Genomic DNA, 17,026 nt, shown 5'->3' on the forward strand with positions numbered 1-17,026 from the left:
CTCGCCATGACCGATGCCATCCAGATTGAACGCGAACGCGGCCTGCTGACTATGCGGGTGAATCGCCCCGAGAAGAAAAACGCCCTGACCCGCGCCATGTACAGCCACCTGGCCGAAGCATTGCAGCAGGCCGACATCGATCCCGAAATCATTGCGGTGCTGATCACCGGTTCCAGCGAGTGCTTCACCGCCGGCAACGACATCGCCGACTTCCTTCAGCAGCCACCGAGCAACCTCGATAGCCCGGTGTTCCGTTTCATGCTCAACCTGCTCGAATGCCGCAAACCGGTGATCGCCGCCGTGGCCGGTGCAGCGGTCGGGATCGGCACGACGCTGTTGCTGCATTGCGATCTGGTGTACGTCAGCCGGGATGCGCGGTTGCGCATGCCCTTCGTCAATCTCGGGTTGTGCCCGGAATTCGGGTCCAGCCTGATCCTGCCGAATCTGCTCGGGCACGCCAAAGCGGCTGAGCTGTTGTTGCTCGGGGAAGGTTTCAGTGGTGAACAGGCCGCCGCATGGGGCATTGCCACCGAAGCGCTCGGCAGCGGCGAAGCGGCGTTGGCCAAGGCGCGGGAGATGGCGTTGCGGTTTGAGTCGTTGCCACCGGAAGCGGTGCGCATCAGCAAGCAACTCATGAAAGGCCCTGGCCGGGAACAACTGCGCAAGGTCATCGAAGAAGAGGGCGCATTGTTCACCCAGCGGTTGCGTTCGCCGGAAGCGATTGCGGCGTTGTCGGGGTTTATCAACCGGCATTGACTCAATGTTGTCCGGGATGACGCCATCGCGAGCAGGCTCGCTCCCACTGGGGATTGGTGAACCCTGGAGATCCAATGTGGGAGCGAGCCTGCTCGCGATGGCGGCGGACCAGACAACTCATCTCCAGGATCAGAAACGAAAAAGCCCCGCCATTCACATGGCGGGGCTTTTGTCTTTCAGCCGATCACTCAGACCATCGGATCGCCAACGTGCAGGATCTTCATCCCGTTGGTGCCGCCGGTGGTGTGGTAACTGTCGCCTTTGGTCAGGATGACCCAGTCGCCTTTTTCCACTACGCCACGCTTGACCAGTTCATCGATTGCCGCCTGGCTGACTTCGTTTGGCGCCAGAGAAGCCGGGTCGAATGGAATGGTGTACACACCACGGAACATCGCCGCGCGAGCCTGAGCTTCACGGTGCGGAGTGAACGCGTAGATGGGCACCGAGGAGCGAATGCGCGACATGATCAGCGGGGTATAGCCGCTTTCGGTCAACGCAATGATGGCCTTCACGCCCGGGAAGTGGTTGGCGGTGTACATGGTCGCCAGCGCAATGCTCTCGTCACAGCGCTGGAATTCCTTGCCGATACGGTGGCTGGAGGTCTTGCTGGTCGGATGCTTTTCAGCGCCGACACAGATGCGAGCCATGGCTTGCACCGCTTCGAGCGGGTACAGGCCGGCAGCACTTTCTGCCGACAGCATCACGGCGTCGGTGTAGTCGAGCACGGCGTTGGCCACGTCGGACACTTCGGCGCGGGTCGGCATCGGGTTCTGGATCATCGACTCCATCATCTGGGTCGCGACGATCACGGCCTTGTTGTGGCGGCGTGCGTGCAGAATGATTTTCTTCTGAATGCCCACCAGCTCGGCGTCGCCGATTTCCACGCCCAGGTCACCACGGGCCACCATGACGGCGTCGGAAGCATTGATCAGCGCGTCGAGGGTGTCGTCGTCAGCCACGGCTTCGGCGCGTTCGATCTTCGCCACCAGCCAGGCAGTACCGCCGGCTTCGTCGCGCAGTTGACGGGCATATTCCATGTCGGCGGCGTCACGCGGGAAGGACACCGCGAGGTAATCGACTTCCATCTCGGCAGCGAGCTTGATGTCGGCCTTGTCTTTTTCAGTCAGGGCCGGCGCCGTCAGGCCACCGCCGCGACGGTTGATGCCTTTATGGTCGGACAGCGGACCGCCGATCAGCACGGTGCAATTCAGTTCGGTGGCGGTCGCGGTGTCGACGCGCATCACCACGCGGCCGTCGTCGAGCAGCAGCTCGTCGCCCACGCCGCAGTCCTTGACCAGGTCCGGGTAGTCGATGCCGACCACTTGCTGGTTGCCTTCGGTCAACGGATGGCTGGTGGAGAAGGTGAATTGATCACCGATCTTCAGCTCGATCTTCTTGTTGGCGAATTTGGCGATACGAATTTTCGGGCCTTGCAGGTCACCCAGCAGGGCGACGAAGCGGCCGTGCTTGGCAGCGAGGTCACGCACCAGCTTCGCGCGAGCCTTGTGCTCGTCGGGGGTGCCGTGGGAAAAGTTCAGGCGGGCGACGTCCAGGCCAGCCAGAATCAACTGTTCGAGAACTTCCGGCGAGTTACTGGCCGGGCCAAGGGTAGCGACGATTTTGGTACGACGGACGGACATGCAAAGACTCCTGAGTTCAAGCGCTGAGTGAGGCTACTATGCTCTCTGGTTGTAGTCATTGTTCGGATGCACTACTTATTTGTTTGTTTCTTGAATCGAATACTTTCGCTTGCCGGCAGCCTGAAGATTTCCGCCAACGGGTCGATAAAGAGCTCAAGACAGGAGAACCCCCCATGCGATTCGCGCTCATTGCCGTCCTTGCCCTCAGTGTTGTGGGCTGCACCCGTTGGTCGATGAACCATCATTTGAATAACGCCTACAGCGCCTATGATCGCGGCAATTGCGAGCAAGTGATGCTCGAACTGTCCAAGGTCGACCGCGCCAGCCGCGAGCGGCGCTACGTTCAGCCGGAAGTGTCGATGATGCGCGGCCAGTGCCTGGAACGTCAGAAAATGTTTATCGATGCAGCCCAGACTTATCAGTACATCATCGCCTCGTACCCGCAAAGCGAGTACGCCTATCGCGCCCGCGCGCGACTGGAAACCTTGCAGAGCCTGGGCCACTACCCGACCCGCTCCGCGGCAGTGGTACGCCCGACGCAGTTCTGATTGCACGTATCATTTAAAGGCTGGCCGACCGGCGGCGGTGAGCTATAGTCGAATAAACCGGTGTCAGCGCCTTGTCTCTGACCTGAGGTAACACCTGTGATCGGCAGAGGTAGGCGGCAGCGGCTCCATGGACTGTCGCACCGGGATCGGGGAGAGCACGTCTGCCACGCAGGCTTGTTCCGAAGCATTAGTGCGGCCCTGCTTAAGGGCCTGGCATAGCGAATTCAGCATGTTCACCGACCGCCGGATCGAGCGGCATCAACTGCCGTATTTTCTGAAAGTGTTCAACAGCATCACCGACAAACCCATCGGCTTTTTGGGCAACGTCTCCGAAGACGGGCTGATGTTGATCAGCCAATTGCCCATGATGATCGGCGCAGATTTTGATTTGCGCCTGAAAATCCCGGGCGTCGATGGCGTCCTGCACATCATTGATCTGCGGGCGTGTTGTTTGTGGTGCCATGAAGACGCGACCCCACACCACTATGACGCCGGGTTCAGCCTGCAACGAGCGCCGCCGGAATACGGGCATCTGGTCAGTGCGTTAAGGACGTATTTCAGTTTTCAGCCGTTGCCTGCGTCTGCATGATTCGGTTGATACAAAGCTAATGGGCGAGATCAAGCACTGCCGCTGCGCTTCCAGCTGAAGTAGTGCGTCACCAGTGCCGTCCCCAATTCGCTCGGACGCGCATCCATGACAGGAACACCGTGGGCGCTCAACCGTTCATGCAGTTCTGCACGTGAATTCAAGTACTCGACCGTCCCGCAATAATTCAGCGCCTCCTCCAGGGTTTGCACTGGCAACTGTCGGGTAGCGTCGAGCGTTTCCTCGCGCAGGCTCGCCACCAGCACGCGATGCTGTTTGCTTAACCGTTGAACAGCTCTCAATAGTTCCTCATCGTCTTCGTCCCTCAAGTTTGTGACCAGCACTACCAGCGCTCGACGTTTCTGGCGCGCCAGGAGCTGGCTGACTGCCGCCTGATAATCGGCAGGTCGCTGGGTGGTGTGCAGATCGTAAACAGTGTTGAGCAGCACATTGAGCTGGCCGCTGCCCTTGACCGGGGCCAGGTAGCGGGACGAGTCGCTGGCAAACGTGCTCAACCCCACCGCATCACCCTGGCGCAACGCGACGTAACTCAGCAGCAGGCAGGCATCGAGCGCTTGATCGAAATGCGAAAGCTCACTGTCCTGACTGCGCATGCGCCGACCGCAGTCGAGCATGAAAATGATCTGTTGGTCGCGTTCGTCCTGATATTCCCGGGCAATCGGCGTGCGCTGGCGGGCAGTCGCTTTCCAGTCGATCTGGCGCAGGCTGTCGCCTTCACGGAATTCACGAAGTTGATGAAACTCCAGGCCGAGGCCGCGCCTTGGGTGTTGGCGCACGCCGAGTTGGCTCAGCCAGTGGTCCACTGCCAACAACTGTCCGCCGTAAAGTCGGGCGAAGTCGGGGTAGACGCGGGTGGTGTCGGTCACGTTCAGAAGACGTTTGCCGGACCACAGGCCCATCGGGCTCGGCCGGCTGATTTCGCAATGTTCGAAATTGAAGTGCCCGCGTTTGAGCGGGCGCAGGCGGTAGCCGATCTCGCTGCGCTGGCCGGGCTGCAACTCGACCGACAGCGGCAGGTTTTCGAAGCTCAGGCCTGTGGGTACATGGTCGAAGAGCTCGATGTTCAGTGGTTGGGCAAAATCATGCTCGACCACTAGTCGCACCTCACCCCAACGACCTAGCGATAGGCTGCCCGGCATTTGCCGCCGCACACGTGGCGAGGGCAGGCGGTTGAGACGAATGGCGTCGAGTATCGCCAGGGCCAGCACTGCCAACAGCAAACCCCAGTTGATCCGCAACAGGCTCTCGGGGATGGCAAACTCCAACGCCCGCAATGCGCCCAGCACAATGCCGATGAACAGCAGCACCGCAAGCCAGATCAATAGCAGGCGCGAGGGTTTCATCGGCGCACACCTTTTGTGGCGAGGGAGCTTGCTCCCGCTCGGTTGCGTAGCAGCCGTAAACCAATCTGATGCGGTATACCTGAAAGAACGCATCGGTTGGTTTTGGGGCTGCTGCGCAACCCAGCGGGAGCAAGCTCCCTCGCCACAGGGTTTGTGTTCGACATGGCGGGTTTCACAGCCGTGGCGCCGGTACTTGGTCGAGCAGCTGCTGGAGTACCTGATCCACTTCCAGTCCTTCGATGTCCAGCTCCGGCGCAATCCGCACGCGATGGCGCAGTACCGCCAGCGCGCAGCCCTTGATGTCATCGGGAATCACGAATTCGCCGCCACGCAGCAGGGCGCGCGCCCGGGCGCAACGGACCAGGGCAATGGAGGCCCGAGGTCCGGCACCGAGGGTCAACCCCGGCCAGGTACGGGTGGTGCGTGCCAGGCGCACGGCGTAGTCGAGCACCTGATCATCCAGCGGCAAGTCGCTGGCGATACGTTGCAACACCAGCACGTCCTTGGCCTGCAACACGGTGCGCAAGGGTTGCACATCGAGCATGTCGGCCCGGGTCGAGCGACTCACCTGGCGGACCATGTTCAGCTCTTGTTCGGCGTCCGGGTAATCCATGCGCACCTTGAGCATGAAGCGATCCAGTTCGGCTTCCGGCAGCGGGTAAGTGCCTTCCTGTTCGATGGGGTTTTGTGTGGCGAGCACCATGAACGGTTGCGCGATGGGAAGGGCGCGGCCTTCGAGGGTGACCTGCCGTTCCTGCATGGCTTCGAGCAGCGCTGCCTGGGTCTTCGCCGGGGCGCGGTTGATTTCGTCGGCCAGCAGCAGGTTGGTGAAGAGCGGACCTTTGCGCAATTTGAATTGTTCGGTCTGCAAGTCGTACACCGCGTGCCCGGTAACGTCGCTGGGCATCAGGTCCGGGGTGAACTGGATACGCGCGAACTCGCCGCCGAAACAGCGCGCCAGTGCCCGCACCAACAACGTCTTGCCCAGCCCCGGCACGCCTTCGAGCAGCACGTGGCCACCGGCGATGAGGGCCGTGAGCACGTCGTCGATCACCGTATTCTGGCCAATCAGCGCTTTTTGCAGTTCAAGGCGCACGGCTTGGGCCAACTGGCTGGCGCGTTGGCGTTGCTGAACGGCGTGGCTCGGTGCTTCAGGCTCGATCTGGTCGGTCATAAGGCATTCCTCAAGGTTTGCAGGTGGGCCACCTGACGGCTGAACTCAACGCTTGAAAGCCGCTGCTTCGGTCGCGGGCTCATGGCCTGGCTGATAGCGCGTGTGGGCTGGCCGCTCAGGCGTGCGAGCACCAGCCATTGTTCGGCCACGCCGAGTTGTTCAAACCCCGGGTGTCGGTGGCGTATGCGCCGCAGGATGTCCTGCTGCAAGGCGTGCAGCAGGCGCTGCTGGCCGTGATGGCGCAAGATGAAATCGGCGCTGGCGCGCAGGTGTTCCTGGAGTTGTCGGCGGCCCTTCGAAGCGGGCTCCAGCAACGGGCCATGGCGCATCCCGACCTGCCAGAAGCCGAGCCCGATCAAGCCGATCAATGCCACCAATGCCTGCGGGAAGTAACGCAACAGCAACGTCAGCAGACTGTCGTGAACGGTGTTGAACAGCAACGTCACGCTCGTGTCCGCGTTCAGGTACCAGAGCAGCCAGGCATTGTCGTATTGGTCGATGGCCGGGGTTTTCCACAGGTCGGCATCGGTCACCACGGTGATCGAGCCGAGCCCATGTTTCAGCTGCATCATGTGCGTGGCCTTGGCGCTGTTGGCCCAGGCCTGGGCCAGGTTTTTCGGGTCTTCAAGATGGAATGCCGTGTCGAAGGTGGCGTAGGCCGGTGCGTCTTCGTCTTCCAGGTAGAGCTTGGTCAGGTGGGGATAGGGATCGCTGACAGTGTCGGGCGGCGGGTCCTTGAGATCTTTGCTCAAGGACTGGTGCAGTTGCACCCGGTCCAGGAGCCGGTCATTGCTTTGTCCGGTCTTGTCATCCCACAGCGATTGGGCGACGAATAACAGACGCCCGCCGGCGCGGGTCCAGTTCATCACTTGATCGATCTGGCGCGGGGTCATGTTGTACCGGTCGCCGAGCAACAACAGGCTGTGCTGGCGCGGGTCCAGCGTGGGCAGGATGTCTAGGCTGTTGGCATGGCTGACGGTCAGGCCCTGTCTGCGCAGGAAATGCTCGGCCGCGAGATACGGGTTGGCCTGGGCTTCAGGCGAAGGGCCGTGATCGATGTCCGTCTGATAGGGCGTAGCCTTCCAATACAGGTACGCACTCAGCGTGCCCAGCAGCAAGGCGATGAGCACACCTGCCGTCATCCACAATCGCCGGCTCAACGGCTTGCCCCAGGGCTGAACAAGGCACGCCAGCCATCGCACAGTTCCCGTTGTGACTGCGCGGGAGGCAGGCGATGCCCATAGGCCATGTTCTGCCAGTGCCCGGTGAGGTTTTTGCTGAAGGCCAGCAAGGCCGGTTGTTGCAATTGTTCGATGCGCCCCAGCACCTGGCCTTCGGTGTCGGCGGGCTTCAACGCCAAGTCGTAGTCATGCAACAAGTGACTGAGCAGGGCGCGGTAGAGCAACCCGAGTGCTTCGCGAGGGTTGGAATGCCAGAGACTTTCGGCTGTACCAGCGATGTCCGTGGGCAGGGATTCGCGGTCGAGGTCCAGACCGAACGCCTGCTGCGGTAAAGGCCGTGCGATTTTATCCTTGAGGGACGGTCTTCGACTGACGAAGGCCCGCAGCCAGTCACGGTAATGCCAGATCAACAAACCCAGAGCACCCACTACCGTTGCCCACAGCAACACTTCAATCAGGTTCGCCAATGCACCGAAGTGCTGATTGTCCAGCAGCCTGAGCAGCGCCTTCAGCCATTCGGGTGTCTGATCATCGTTGGTGTTTTCGGCGGTGGGCTTGTCCTCGCCAAAGCGATAACGGGTGACGGTTTCCTTGTTCTTGAAGGGCGGCTGATCAAGGATGGCCTTGATGCTGTCTCGGGACGCCTGACTGGTCAGGGGTTGGTCCAGCAGGCGTGGGCTGTCCGGTGAAATGGCGGAGTCGGCGGCCCAGACGGTTTGTGTCGCGGGCATCAGCACCAAAGCCAGCAACAGGGGCACGGCAATGCTGCTCAAGCGCTGACGCAGGCGGCGGAACACCAGTTCGATGTCCCAGGCCTCCAGCACCGTGCGCCGGTTCAGATAAAGGCTGAAACCGCAGGCGACATAGATGGGCTCCCAAATGATCAAGACCAACACGTAAAACAGGTTGGTCAGGTGCTCCAGCCAGCGCCAGTCCTGCGTGGCGGCGGACAGCAACGCCTGCCAGCTCCAATCGATTTCGACCTGCTGCGGCAAGAGCATGTAGAACAGCACCATCAAGCCGACCCACAACGCACTTTCCAGGTGCACGCCAATGATCGTCAGCCACCGCGCTGCGCCGCCGTCGCGCTGTAACAGCACCTGCAAGCGATGTTGTCGTGCCTGGCCACCCAAGCCTTCGAGTTGCACCACCGGCATCAGGAAGCTGCGAGCCAGGCTGAAGCGTCGCCAGGTCAGGCTGGCCAGCAGTTGCGGTTTGAGCAATCGCGGCCATTGGCGCAGCGCCTGTTTCAGCGTGGGCGTTTCGCCGAACAGGGCTTTGGACAGGATGTACAGCGGCAGGCGTTCGAACGCGGGTTTCAACCACCAGAAAATGAACACGGCCAAGGAGGGGGAATTCCACAGCAGCCATGTGAGCAATGCGAAAACCGGCAAGGTGACGATGGCCCAACTGGTCATCAGCAGGCGCCGGTGACGCTGGTTCAGCAGAACGCCCAGGTCCATGGCTTCCCAGGTCGAACGAGGACGGATCACCACCGTGGCGTCACTCAGGCGCATGGTGAGTCCGTCCGGCAAACAGCAGATACATCGCCACCAGCGCCCAGAGCCCGGCGCCAACCAGGTATTTGGTCATCGGCGCGGGCCCGGTCATGGAGGACCAATACGCTTCGATAAAGGCCGCAATCAGCAGGAACAGCATGACCCCGCAAATCAGCAGCACGCTCTTGCGCGCTGCCAGGCGCAGGGCTTCGGCCCGAGGCAGTCGCCCCGGTGCGATCAATGCCCAGCCCAGTTGCAGGCCGGCAGCCCCGGCGAGTGCGATGGCGCTGAGTTCGAACGCGCCGTGGCCGATGACGAATGACCAGAAGGTCTGGCCATAGCCGATGTGGGTCAAGTGCCCGGCCACCGCGCCAATCATCAAGCCATTGAAGAACAGGAAAAACGCGCTGCCCAGGCCAAACAGCAAACCGCTGGCGAAGGTCTGAAACGCGATGCCGATGTTGTGCATGATGTAGAAGCCGAACATCACCCAGTCTTCACTGGACGCCCGTTCCACCGTACGCCCGAGGTGACCGGCAACGGGGTCGTACATGCTCTGCATGTCGCTGACCTGCTGGGCCGGGATCAGGTTGTAGATCAGGTCCGGGAACAGATACACCAGCAGGGCAAAGCCGACCAGACTGCCGAAAAACATCAGGCCGGAGGCGAGGACGAACCGCCATTGTTCGCGCACCAGTCGCGGAAAGCCCGCCAGGATGAAACCCGCAACGTTGGCGCCCAGTCGGCTGCGGTGCCGGTAAAGTTGTTGATGCCCCCGCAGGACATGTTGCTGCAGGAAATCAATCAGGAAACTGCTGTAGCCGCGCTCCCGGGCCAGCGCCAGGTGATGGCACAGGCGGCGATAATCGCCGGGAAAACTCTCGACCTGCTCGGTTTTCTTGCCCCGCTCAAGCCGCTCAAGCGTCAGGGAAAACTGTTCCCATTCGGCCTTGTGGCGATGTTCGAAAAGGCTCTGTTTCATGCGGGGCCCAACAGCCCACGGGCGATGCCGTTGAGTTCGTCCACGGCTCGTGGCGCGGGAACCTGCAACGGTTGAGCGAGAATGGAGGCGAGTTCATTGACCCGCGCCTCGGAGAGCTCACCCTGGCGCTCGGCAAAGCCCAGAATCGCGCGTTGTTCGGCCAGCGTCAGGGCAAAGCCCGGGCGTCGAGGCTCGGCGGCGGGGAGTTGCGGTCGGGTCAGTGGATGTTCGCGATAGATCACCAGCGTGCCGGCGGCTAGGTCGCCGAGGCGTTTGAAGCCGGGGTGTTGCAGGCAACTGATCGCCCCGAGGAAGTAGCCAAACGGCAGCATGTCGACAAATCGCAACAGGTTGCGCAGCAGCGAAGAGGACCAGCCAATCGGCGTGCCGTCATCTTGCACCACCCGCAGGCCCATCCACTGCTTGCCCGGCGAGCGGCCCTGATTGAGCACCTCAAACAGGACCATGTACCACCAGCTCACCACGAACAACAGGATCGAACCGAGACCGGCACCGAGCTTTCCCAGAAACGCCAGGGCAATAAACAGCAGACCGAGGATCAGCCCCCGCAGGCCGAGGTCGATGGAGAACGCCAGCGTACGGACCATCAACCCGGCCGGGCGCAGTGGCAGGTCGATGCCTTCGGGCGTTTCGACTTGATACCGCGTATCCAGTGGCGGGGGCAGCGTCGCTTTCCTTGGCAGTGCTGTGGTCTCGAGCATGGGCTACCTGATGATGTGGCCGGTTCGGGATTCTCTGTCCGTCCGATGCTAGCAGTCCCACAGGGGAAAACGACATAACTATGTATTGCACGGTGAGTAGCAAGAGGTGATTGAATGACAAGACTACTGGTCGGGGCAGGATGTGAACGCCTAGACTTTGCCGATCTTCAGTTCAGGAACAGCCCGTGACCTCCATCTTCTGGTACGACTATGAAACCACGGGTATCAACCCACGTTGCGATCGCCCGCTGCAAATGGCGGGGCTGCGCACCGACTTCGATCTCAATGAAATAGACGAACCGGTCAACCTCTACTGTCAGCCCAGTGAAGACATCCTGCCGCATCCTGCCGCCTGTGCAATCACTGGGATTACGCCGGGCCAGCTGGCCGAACACGGCTTGAGCGAAGCGGATTTCATGACGCGGGTGCATGCCCAGCTTGCCGCGCCTGGTACTTGCGGGGCCGGGTATAACACCCTGCGTTTCGATGACGAGATGACCCGCTACAGCCTGTATCGAAACTTTTTCGATCCATACGCACGCGAGTGGCAGGGCGGTAACAGTCGCTGGGACCTGATCGATGTGGTGCGGGCGGCCTATGCCTTGCGCCCTGATGGTCTTGTTTGGCCAACAGACGATGAGGGGCGGGTAACGCTCAAGCTCGAGCGCCTGACCGCTGCCAACGGCATCGATCACGGAAATGCCCACGAAGCGCTGTCCGACGTGCGTGCCACCATTGCCCTCGCTCGCTTGATTCGCGAAAAGCAGCCGAAGCTCTATGACTGGCTGTTCCAGTTGCGCGGTAAACAAAAAGTGATGGATCAGGTTCGGCTGTTGCAGCCGATGGTGCACGTCTCCGGGCGCTTTTCGGCAGCCCGCAACTTTGTCGGCGTGGTGTTGCCACTGGCCTGGCATCCCCGTAATCGCAACGCCCTGATTGTCTGTGACCTGCACCTGGACCCTCAAGGTTTGCTCGAACTGGATGCCGACGCCTTGCGTCAGCGGTTGTATACCCGTCGCGATGATTTGGCCGAGGGCGAGTTGCCGGTGCCGCTCAAACTTATCCACATCAATAAATGCCCGGTGGTGGCACCGTTATCGGTATTGCGCGCGGAAGATCAGCAACGACTGGGGCTCGATATGGCGCTCTATCAGGCGCGGGCACTGCGGCTAACTGACGCACAAAACATTTGGCGGGATAAAGTGCAGGCGATTTATGCGAGCGAGGATTTTTCGCCGAGCCAGGACCCTGAGCAACAGTTGTACGATGGTTTTATCGGTGATCGTGATCGGCGGTTATGTGAGCAAGTACGAGCCGCGGACCCGGCACAATTAGCGCAAGAGCAATGGCCGTTCGATGATGAACGTTTGCCGCCATTATTGTTTCGATATCGCGCACGTAACTTCCCCGAGACCTTGAATTCCGAAGAGCAAGAACGTTGGCGAATATTCTGTCAGAAACGTTTGTCAGACCCTGAGTGGGGGGCACCCAATACACTGGAAACATTTGTAGAGACCGCGGCCCAATTGAACATGACGGCGACACCGTTTCAGCAGGAAGTGCTCAATGAATGGCAGGAATATGTGCAGGGATTACGCAAACGTTTGAATCTTTGAAAACGAATATGTCCACAGTTGAATAGTGGACATAAAAAAACGCCAGCATTTGCTGGCGTTGTTTTTTTGTCGCGGATCGGTCTGCGACAAGCTCCGGAGCTTAGCCCAGCAGAGTTGCCCAGCCTTCAACCACGTCACCGCCCCACTTGGCTTTCCACTCTTTCAGAGTCTTGTGGTTGCCACCTTTGGTTTCGATGACTTCGCCGTTGTGCGGGTTTTTGTATTGTTTAACTTTGCGAGCACGCTTGGTGCCAGTAGTTTTTACTGCGCCGCCACGTGGTGCTTTGGTTTTGGATTCTGGATCCAGCAGCGCGATGATGTCACGCAGGGACTTGGAGTATTCGCCCATCAGGGTGCGCAGTTTGCCTTCGAATTCCAGCTCGGTTTGCAGTTTGTCGTCTTGGGACAGGTTCTTCAAACGGGCTTGCAGCTCTTTGATAGCTTCTTCGGTGGCGCGATATTCGTTGATCAAGGACATGAGGACTACCTTATGTTGGGCGCTGGATGGCAGGGGGACAGTGCCGCAATAATAGTCAGGGTGTTTCATCAAGTAAACATTTAACCGGAGTTTATTTAATTTAGTTGCGATGAATAGGGCATAAATTGGATGTGCATTTAAATAGTCTGATACAGACATCACAGATATTCACAATTGAGCGGTTGAAGTGACCTGCAAGAGCACCATCGCGCGGGCGTCGGCGGCAGTCAGATCCGGTATCAGCGCACCGATGTGCACGACCGGGCATCATCAATACTGCAGTTTTGCTGCGCAATCGCTAGAATGGCGGCCTTTGCGAAGTTCTGGAGTTTCCCCCTCATGCGCACTTTTCGGCTGGTGATTTCTTGCCCGGACCGCGTCGGCATCGTTGCTAAAGTCAGTAACTTTCTGGCGTCACATAACGGCTGGATCACTGAAGCGAGCCACCACTCGGACAATCTCAGTGGCTGGTTCTTCATGCGTCACGAAATTCGTGCCGACTCGCTGCCGTTTGGCATCGAAGCCTTTCGCGAAGCATTTGCGCCGATTGCCGAAGAGTTTTCGATGGACTGGCGCATTACCGATACCGCGCAGAAGAAGCGCGTGGTGTTGATGGCCAGTCGCGAATCCCACTGCCTGGCCGACTTGCTGCATCGCTGGCACAGTGATGAACTGGACTGCGAAATTTCCTGTGTGATTTCCAACCATGACGACTTGCGCAGCATGGTTGAGTGGCACGGTATTCCTTACTACCACGTGCCGGTCAATCCACAGGACAAAGAGCCGGCATTTGCCGAAGTTTCGCGTCTGGTCAAATATCACGATGCCGAAGTGGTGGTACTTGCCCGTTACATGCAAATTCTGCCGCCCGAGTTGTGCCGCGAATTTGCCCACAAGGTCATCAACATTCATCACAGCTTCCTGCCATCGTTCGTCGGGGCCAAGCCGTATCACCAGGCTTCCCTGCGTGGCGTGAAGTTGATTGGCGCGACTTGCCACTACGTCACCGAAGAGCTGGACGCCGGCCCGATCATCGAGCAGGACGTGGTGCGTGTCAGCCACAGCGACAGCATCGAAGACATGGTGCGTTTCGGTCGTGACGTCGAGAAGATGGTGCTGGCCCGCGGCCTGCGCTATCACCTCGAAGACCGGGTGTTGGTGCACGGCAACAAAACCGTCGTGTTCTGACAGCCGCACGCAACGGTTGAAATTCGAAGGGCCTGGGCGTTCAATCGCTGCAGGCCCTTCGCCGTTTTTGCACTGAGGACATGATCATGGCCGACCCGCTGGACAAAGCCACTTCCAAGGCCCCCGCCACCTTGGGGGAAGGTTGTTTGAGCCGCTACGACCCGGAGGACATGAGCCCCGAGGATGGCACCGAATTTCCCGGTGCGGCCGAGTTGTGGGAACAATTGCAGCAAGAGCCCGAAGACGACACGCCTAAGCCTGCTTGAACTTCATCAGCTTCTTCAGCAGTGGCCGTCCAAGCATGACCAGAAACACCGGGCCACCCACCAGCAGGTAGAAGTAATACGTCACCGCCCGCCAGATCAGAATGGCCGCCGCCGCGGTGGATTTTCCCACCATGGGCGCCAACAGCGCGGCCGAGGTCAGCTCCGCCGCGCCGGCGCCACCCGGCAACAGGCTGAATTGCCCCGCGCTGAGTGAAAGCATCTGGATCAGAAAGCACCAGGCCCACTGCAAGTCCGCACCGAGCCCCCGCAGCGCCAGGTACAGCACGCTGTAGCGCAGCACCCAATGCACGCAGGTGAGGGCAAAGACCTTTATCAGCGTCTGAATCGGCAACTTCAATGTGTCGGTAAAGGCCGCCAGAAAGTGCAGGAGTTTTCGCGCCCAACGCAGGCGCGTGGTGGTTTTGACCTTGAGGCGCGCCAGCAACCGACCGCTCAGGCGAATCAGCAGGCGGTGATAGCGGGCGACCACGACGCAACTGAGCAGGCCGCCAAACATCGAAATCGCGCTCACTATCAGCAGCCATTCCATGCGCTGGCTCAGGTGCTGGAACAAGGCGTAAATCAGAATCCCGCTCAACGCACAGAGAAAAAACAGCAGGTCGCTCAGTTGGTCCATGGCAAACACCGCGCTGCCCCGGGCCGGTCGAACACCGTTGCGCGCCAGTAACGCCATGATCGTCAGGGGGCCACCGCTGCCACCCGGCGTGGCGCAGTAGGCGAACTCGGCGGCCATCACCACCCCGAGGCTTTTGACCGGGTTCACCTTGTCGCACTGATCCCCCAGCAGCAGGCGCAAGCGCAAGGTGTTCACCCCCCAGCACAGCAGAATCATGCCAAACATGATCAACAGCCAGGTCAGCGGGAAGCTTTGCAGTCGCGACCAGGTCTGATTACCGCCCAGCAGCAATGGAATCAGCACCGCAGTGAGCAGGGCGACGAACAGCAGAATCCCGCGACTCATGCCGCGTGCCCGATCCGGTCGCTTTGCAGCGCCAGCCATTGGGCCTTGGTCATCGGCACACGACCCTCGTCGAGCAAGCGCTTGAGGGTTTGCAGCCAGTAAGTGCGCGAAAACGGATGACGCATGTCCACCGGATGCACGCCGAGACGAATCACCGGCGCCTGGTGCCAGTGCCGTTCACGCTGATCGCTGAGCATTTTTGACAACCCCCGGCGCCAGGCACTGCGGGCGCTCCAGACCAGGCCTGGCGCATCGATCGAAGTGAAATCAGGTAGTCGGTATAAATGCTGCGCATCACTGGTGTAGCCCAGCGGTAATTCGCGCAACGCCTCGCGGGTGCCATCGCTCATCAGCCATGCCGGGGCGACGAAGCCTTCCAGCGGCCAGTGGTAACGCTGGAACATGTCAATGCCGGCGTGCAGGCGGGCGAACGCGGCGTGCCGGGACAGGGTGTAGAACTCGCCTTCATGGGTATAGACCCGGCGCATGAACCAGTCTCGGGGATTGCTCGCCATGGGGCCATCATCGCAATGGAAATAGCCATGCAACGCCAATTCGTCGCCCCGGGCAACCCGTTGAGTGAGTAAGTGTCGAAAGGCAGGATGGGCCTCCAGGTCGTTGTGCCTGTGAAAATCGGGCACCACCAGCCAGGTCATCGGCACGTTACCTAGCGCATCGACAGCTTCGACGAAGGGTTGGTAATCGGCCCAGGTTTGGGGGGCGACGTCATGCAGCACCAATAAAAGTCTGGGCACGTTCATGAGTTCAACCATTGGCGACCCGCGACCATTGGCTGCCAAGCACGGCGTGATAATGCCCTAGCAGGTGGTTGACGACGGTGTCCCAGGAATAATGCCGCTCGACATGGCGGCGGGCCTGTTGGCCCAGGACGACGCTGCCGGAACTGAACAGCTCGCGCACGGCATTGGCCATGGCCTGCGGATTGTTGGGCGCACAGAGCAGGCCACATTGATCGGTGACAATCTCTCGAAACGCCCCGGCCGCCACCGCGACCACCGGAATGCCGCTGGCCATGGCTTCCAGAATCACCAGGCCGAAGGTTTCCTGATCGCCGGCATGCAACAGCGCATCGGCACTGGCCATCAAGCGTGCGACGTGCGGCACCGGACAGAACTCATCAATCACCGTCACATTGTCCGGCACCTCGGCCGGCATCGACGAACCCACCAGCAACAGGTGATAGCGCCGTCCCAGACGCTGCATGCAGTCGAGCAGCACCGGCAGGTTTTTTTCCTTGGAACCGCGCCCGGCGAAGATCAGCAAATGCGTGTTTTCATCGATGCCCAATTCCGCCCGCAGCTCTGGATCCCGCGCGTCGGGGTTGAAGATGTTCAGGTCGACGCCCAGCGGCTGCACGAATACGTTTTTTACGCCTAACCCGATCAATTTGTTGGCCATGACCTGGCTCGGCGCCAGCACCCGGTCAAAGCTGCCGTACAGCTTTCTGACATAGGCTTCGATATTGGGGGTGACCCAATTGCCCATGCGATTGCTGACCAGCAGCGGCAGGTCCGAGTGATAGAAGCCGATCGCTGGCACATCGAGTTGGCGCTTGGCATCCAGCGCCGCCCACGCGGTGAGGTAAGGATCGCCGACCTCGATCAGATCGGGCTGCAAATCCTGCAGGACATTGCGCCAGGGCGCGAGACGAAGGGGAAAGCGATAGCCCTTGCCGAAGGGCAGGGCGGGGGCCGGTACCGTGTAAACGCCATCCTGTTCACTGAAGGACGCACCGGGAATCAGCAGGCTGTGGCGAATGCCGGGCTTGATGCCGAGGCGACGGTGTTTTGCATCCAGATAAGTGCGCACGCCACCGCTGGCAGGGGCGTAGAACATGGTTATGTCAGCGATATGCACGATGAGCATCCCTCCGGTCCGTTGTTCTCCCTTGGTTGACCTTATATGAAGGATAGATGTTCGATTGGGGTTTTGTGGCAGCGTGTCAGAGAGTCATGCGGTGTATTGCAGACCGCCATCGCGAGCAGGCTCGCTCCCACAGGGGTAACGTAAACCCTGTGGGCGC

The 17,026-nt window shown here is 60.1% G+C and carries 17 protein-coding genes; 6 read left to right on the top strand and 11 right to left on the bottom strand.

All coding sequences use genetic code 11. From position 1 onward, the window contains the following. The first annotated feature begins 6 nt into the window (after positions 1 to 6). On the top strand, positions 7 to 756 hold the full coding sequence (locus EJA72_RS20540) for an enoyl-CoA hydratase-related protein (protein WP_157713199.1): 750 nt from the start codon (positions 7 to 9) through the stop codon (positions 754 to 756). Between the two features lie 188 nt (positions 757 to 944). On the opposite strand, the gene pyk is transcribed toward EJA72_RS20540, so the two are convergent. Continuing rightward, positions 945 to 2,396 carry a pyruvate kinase gene (gene pyk / locus EJA72_RS20545; protein ID WP_157713200.1) on the bottom strand — a complete coding sequence of 484 codons (1,452 nt, stop codon included), beginning with the start codon at positions 2,394 to 2,396 and terminating at the stop codon, positions 945 to 947. A 173-nt stretch (positions 2,397 to 2,569) separates the two neighbouring features. Here pyk and EJA72_RS20550 point away from each other — a divergent pair, with 173 nt between their 5' ends. Together EJA72_RS20550 and EJA72_RS20555 are read left to right on the top strand one after the other, a co-directional pair. Further along, positions 2,570 to 2,944, top strand: coding sequence for a tol-pal system YbgF family protein (locus EJA72_RS20550; RefSeq protein WP_157713201.1), 375 nt, complete (start codon positions 2,570 to 2,572; stop codon positions 2,942 to 2,944). Between the two features lie 229 nt (positions 2,945 to 3,173). Continuing rightward, positions 3,174 to 3,533, top strand: a complete 360-nt coding sequence (locus tag EJA72_RS20555; protein ID WP_157713202.1) for a PilZ domain-containing protein — start codon at positions 3,174 to 3,176, stop codon at positions 3,531 to 3,533. A gap of 29 nt (positions 3,534 to 3,562) precedes the next feature. Here the strand turns inward: EJA72_RS20555 and EJA72_RS20560 are convergent, their stop codons facing one another. The 6 genes from EJA72_RS20560 to EJA72_RS20585 form a co-directional block, all read right to left on the bottom strand. Then, positions 3,563 to 4,894, bottom strand: coding sequence for a DUF58 domain-containing protein (locus EJA72_RS20560; protein WP_157713203.1), 1,332 nt, complete (start codon positions 4,892 to 4,894; stop codon positions 3,563 to 3,565). Between the two features lie 172 nt (positions 4,895 to 5,066). Further along, positions 5,067 to 6,068: a MoxR family ATPase gene (locus EJA72_RS20565; RefSeq protein ID WP_157713204.1), complete on the bottom strand. Its 1,002-nt coding sequence runs from the start codon at positions 6,066 to 6,068 to the stop codon at positions 5,067 to 5,069. Next, on the bottom strand, positions 6,065 to 7,228 hold the full coding sequence (locus EJA72_RS20570) for a DUF4350 domain-containing protein (RefSeq protein WP_157713205.1): 1,164 nt from the start codon (positions 7,226 to 7,228) through the stop codon (positions 6,065 to 6,067). Before EJA72_RS20570 ends, EJA72_RS20565 begins: the two co-directional genes overlap by 4 nt. Then, positions 7,225 to 8,766, bottom strand: coding sequence for a DUF4129 domain-containing protein (locus EJA72_RS20575; protein ID WP_157713206.1), 1,542 nt, complete (start codon positions 8,764 to 8,766; stop codon positions 7,225 to 7,227). The genes EJA72_RS20570 and EJA72_RS20575 overlap by 4 nt, the downstream gene beginning before the upstream one ends. Next, entirely contained in the window at positions 8,753 to 9,730 is a 978-nt protein-coding gene (locus EJA72_RS20580) for a stage II sporulation protein M (protein WP_157713207.1), read from the bottom strand. The genes EJA72_RS20575 and EJA72_RS20580 overlap by 14 nt, the downstream gene beginning before the upstream one ends. Next, positions 9,727 to 10,452, bottom strand: coding sequence for an RDD family protein (locus tag EJA72_RS20585; protein ID WP_157713208.1), 726 nt, complete (start codon positions 10,450 to 10,452; stop codon positions 9,727 to 9,729). Before EJA72_RS20585 ends, EJA72_RS20580 begins: the two co-directional genes overlap by 4 nt. 185 nt (positions 10,453 to 10,637) lie before the next feature. On the opposite strand from EJA72_RS20585, the gene sbcB reads away from it, so the two are divergent. Further along, the gene (gene sbcB / locus EJA72_RS20590) at positions 10,638 to 12,068 is read left to right on the top strand and encodes an exodeoxyribonuclease I (protein WP_178129492.1); all 1,431 of its coding nucleotides are present in this window, start codon (positions 10,638 to 10,640) and stop codon (positions 12,066 to 12,068) included. A 100-nt stretch (positions 12,069 to 12,168) separates the two neighbouring features. Here sbcB and mvaT read toward each other — a convergent pair whose 3' ends face one another. Next, entirely contained in the window at positions 12,169 to 12,546 is a 378-nt protein-coding gene (mvaT, locus tag EJA72_RS20595) for a histone-like nucleoid-structuring protein MvaT (protein WP_007933316.1), read from the bottom strand. 339 nt (positions 12,547 to 12,885) lie between these two features. Between mvaT and purU the strand changes: the two genes are divergently transcribed. Both purU and EJA72_RS20605 read left to right on the top strand, forming a co-directional pair. After that, a complete protein-coding gene (gene purU / locus EJA72_RS20600; RefSeq protein WP_157713209.1) occupies positions 12,886 to 13,734 on the top strand; it encodes a formyltetrahydrofolate deformylase in 849 nt (282 codons plus the stop codon). 86 nt (positions 13,735 to 13,820) lie between these two features. Then, on the top strand, positions 13,821 to 14,000 hold the full coding sequence (locus tag EJA72_RS20605; RefSeq protein ID WP_157713210.1) for a hypothetical protein: 180 nt from the start codon (positions 13,821 to 13,823) through the stop codon (positions 13,998 to 14,000). On the opposite strand, the gene EJA72_RS20610 is transcribed toward EJA72_RS20605, so the two are convergent. Genes EJA72_RS20610 through EJA72_RS20620 form a run of 3 tightly spaced genes read right to left on the bottom strand, consistent with a single transcriptional unit; the run spans position 13,987 to position 16,869 of the window. After that, positions 13,987 to 14,982, bottom strand: coding sequence for a lysylphosphatidylglycerol synthase transmembrane domain-containing protein (locus EJA72_RS20610; RefSeq protein ID WP_157713211.1), 996 nt, complete (start codon positions 14,980 to 14,982; stop codon positions 13,987 to 13,989). The genes EJA72_RS20605 and EJA72_RS20610 overlap by 14 nt on opposite strands. Beyond that, on the bottom strand, positions 14,979 to 15,755 hold the full coding sequence (locus EJA72_RS20615; protein ID WP_157713212.1) for a DUF2334 domain-containing protein: 777 nt from the start codon (positions 15,753 to 15,755) through the stop codon (positions 14,979 to 14,981). Before EJA72_RS20615 ends, EJA72_RS20610 begins: the two co-directional genes overlap by 4 nt. Continuing rightward, the gene (locus EJA72_RS20620; protein WP_157713213.1) at positions 15,748 to 16,869 is read right to left on the bottom strand and encodes a glycosyltransferase family 1 protein; all 1,122 of its coding nucleotides are present in this window, start codon (positions 16,867 to 16,869) and stop codon (positions 15,748 to 15,750) included. Before EJA72_RS20620 ends, EJA72_RS20615 begins: the two co-directional genes overlap by 8 nt. Positions 16,870 to 17,026: the final 157 nt, after the last annotated feature.

It is taken from the genome of Pseudomonas sp. PB120 (genome assembly GCF_009761815.1).
Classification (GTDB): domain Bacteria; phylum Pseudomonadota; class Gammaproteobacteria; order Pseudomonadales; family Pseudomonadaceae; genus Aquipseudomonas.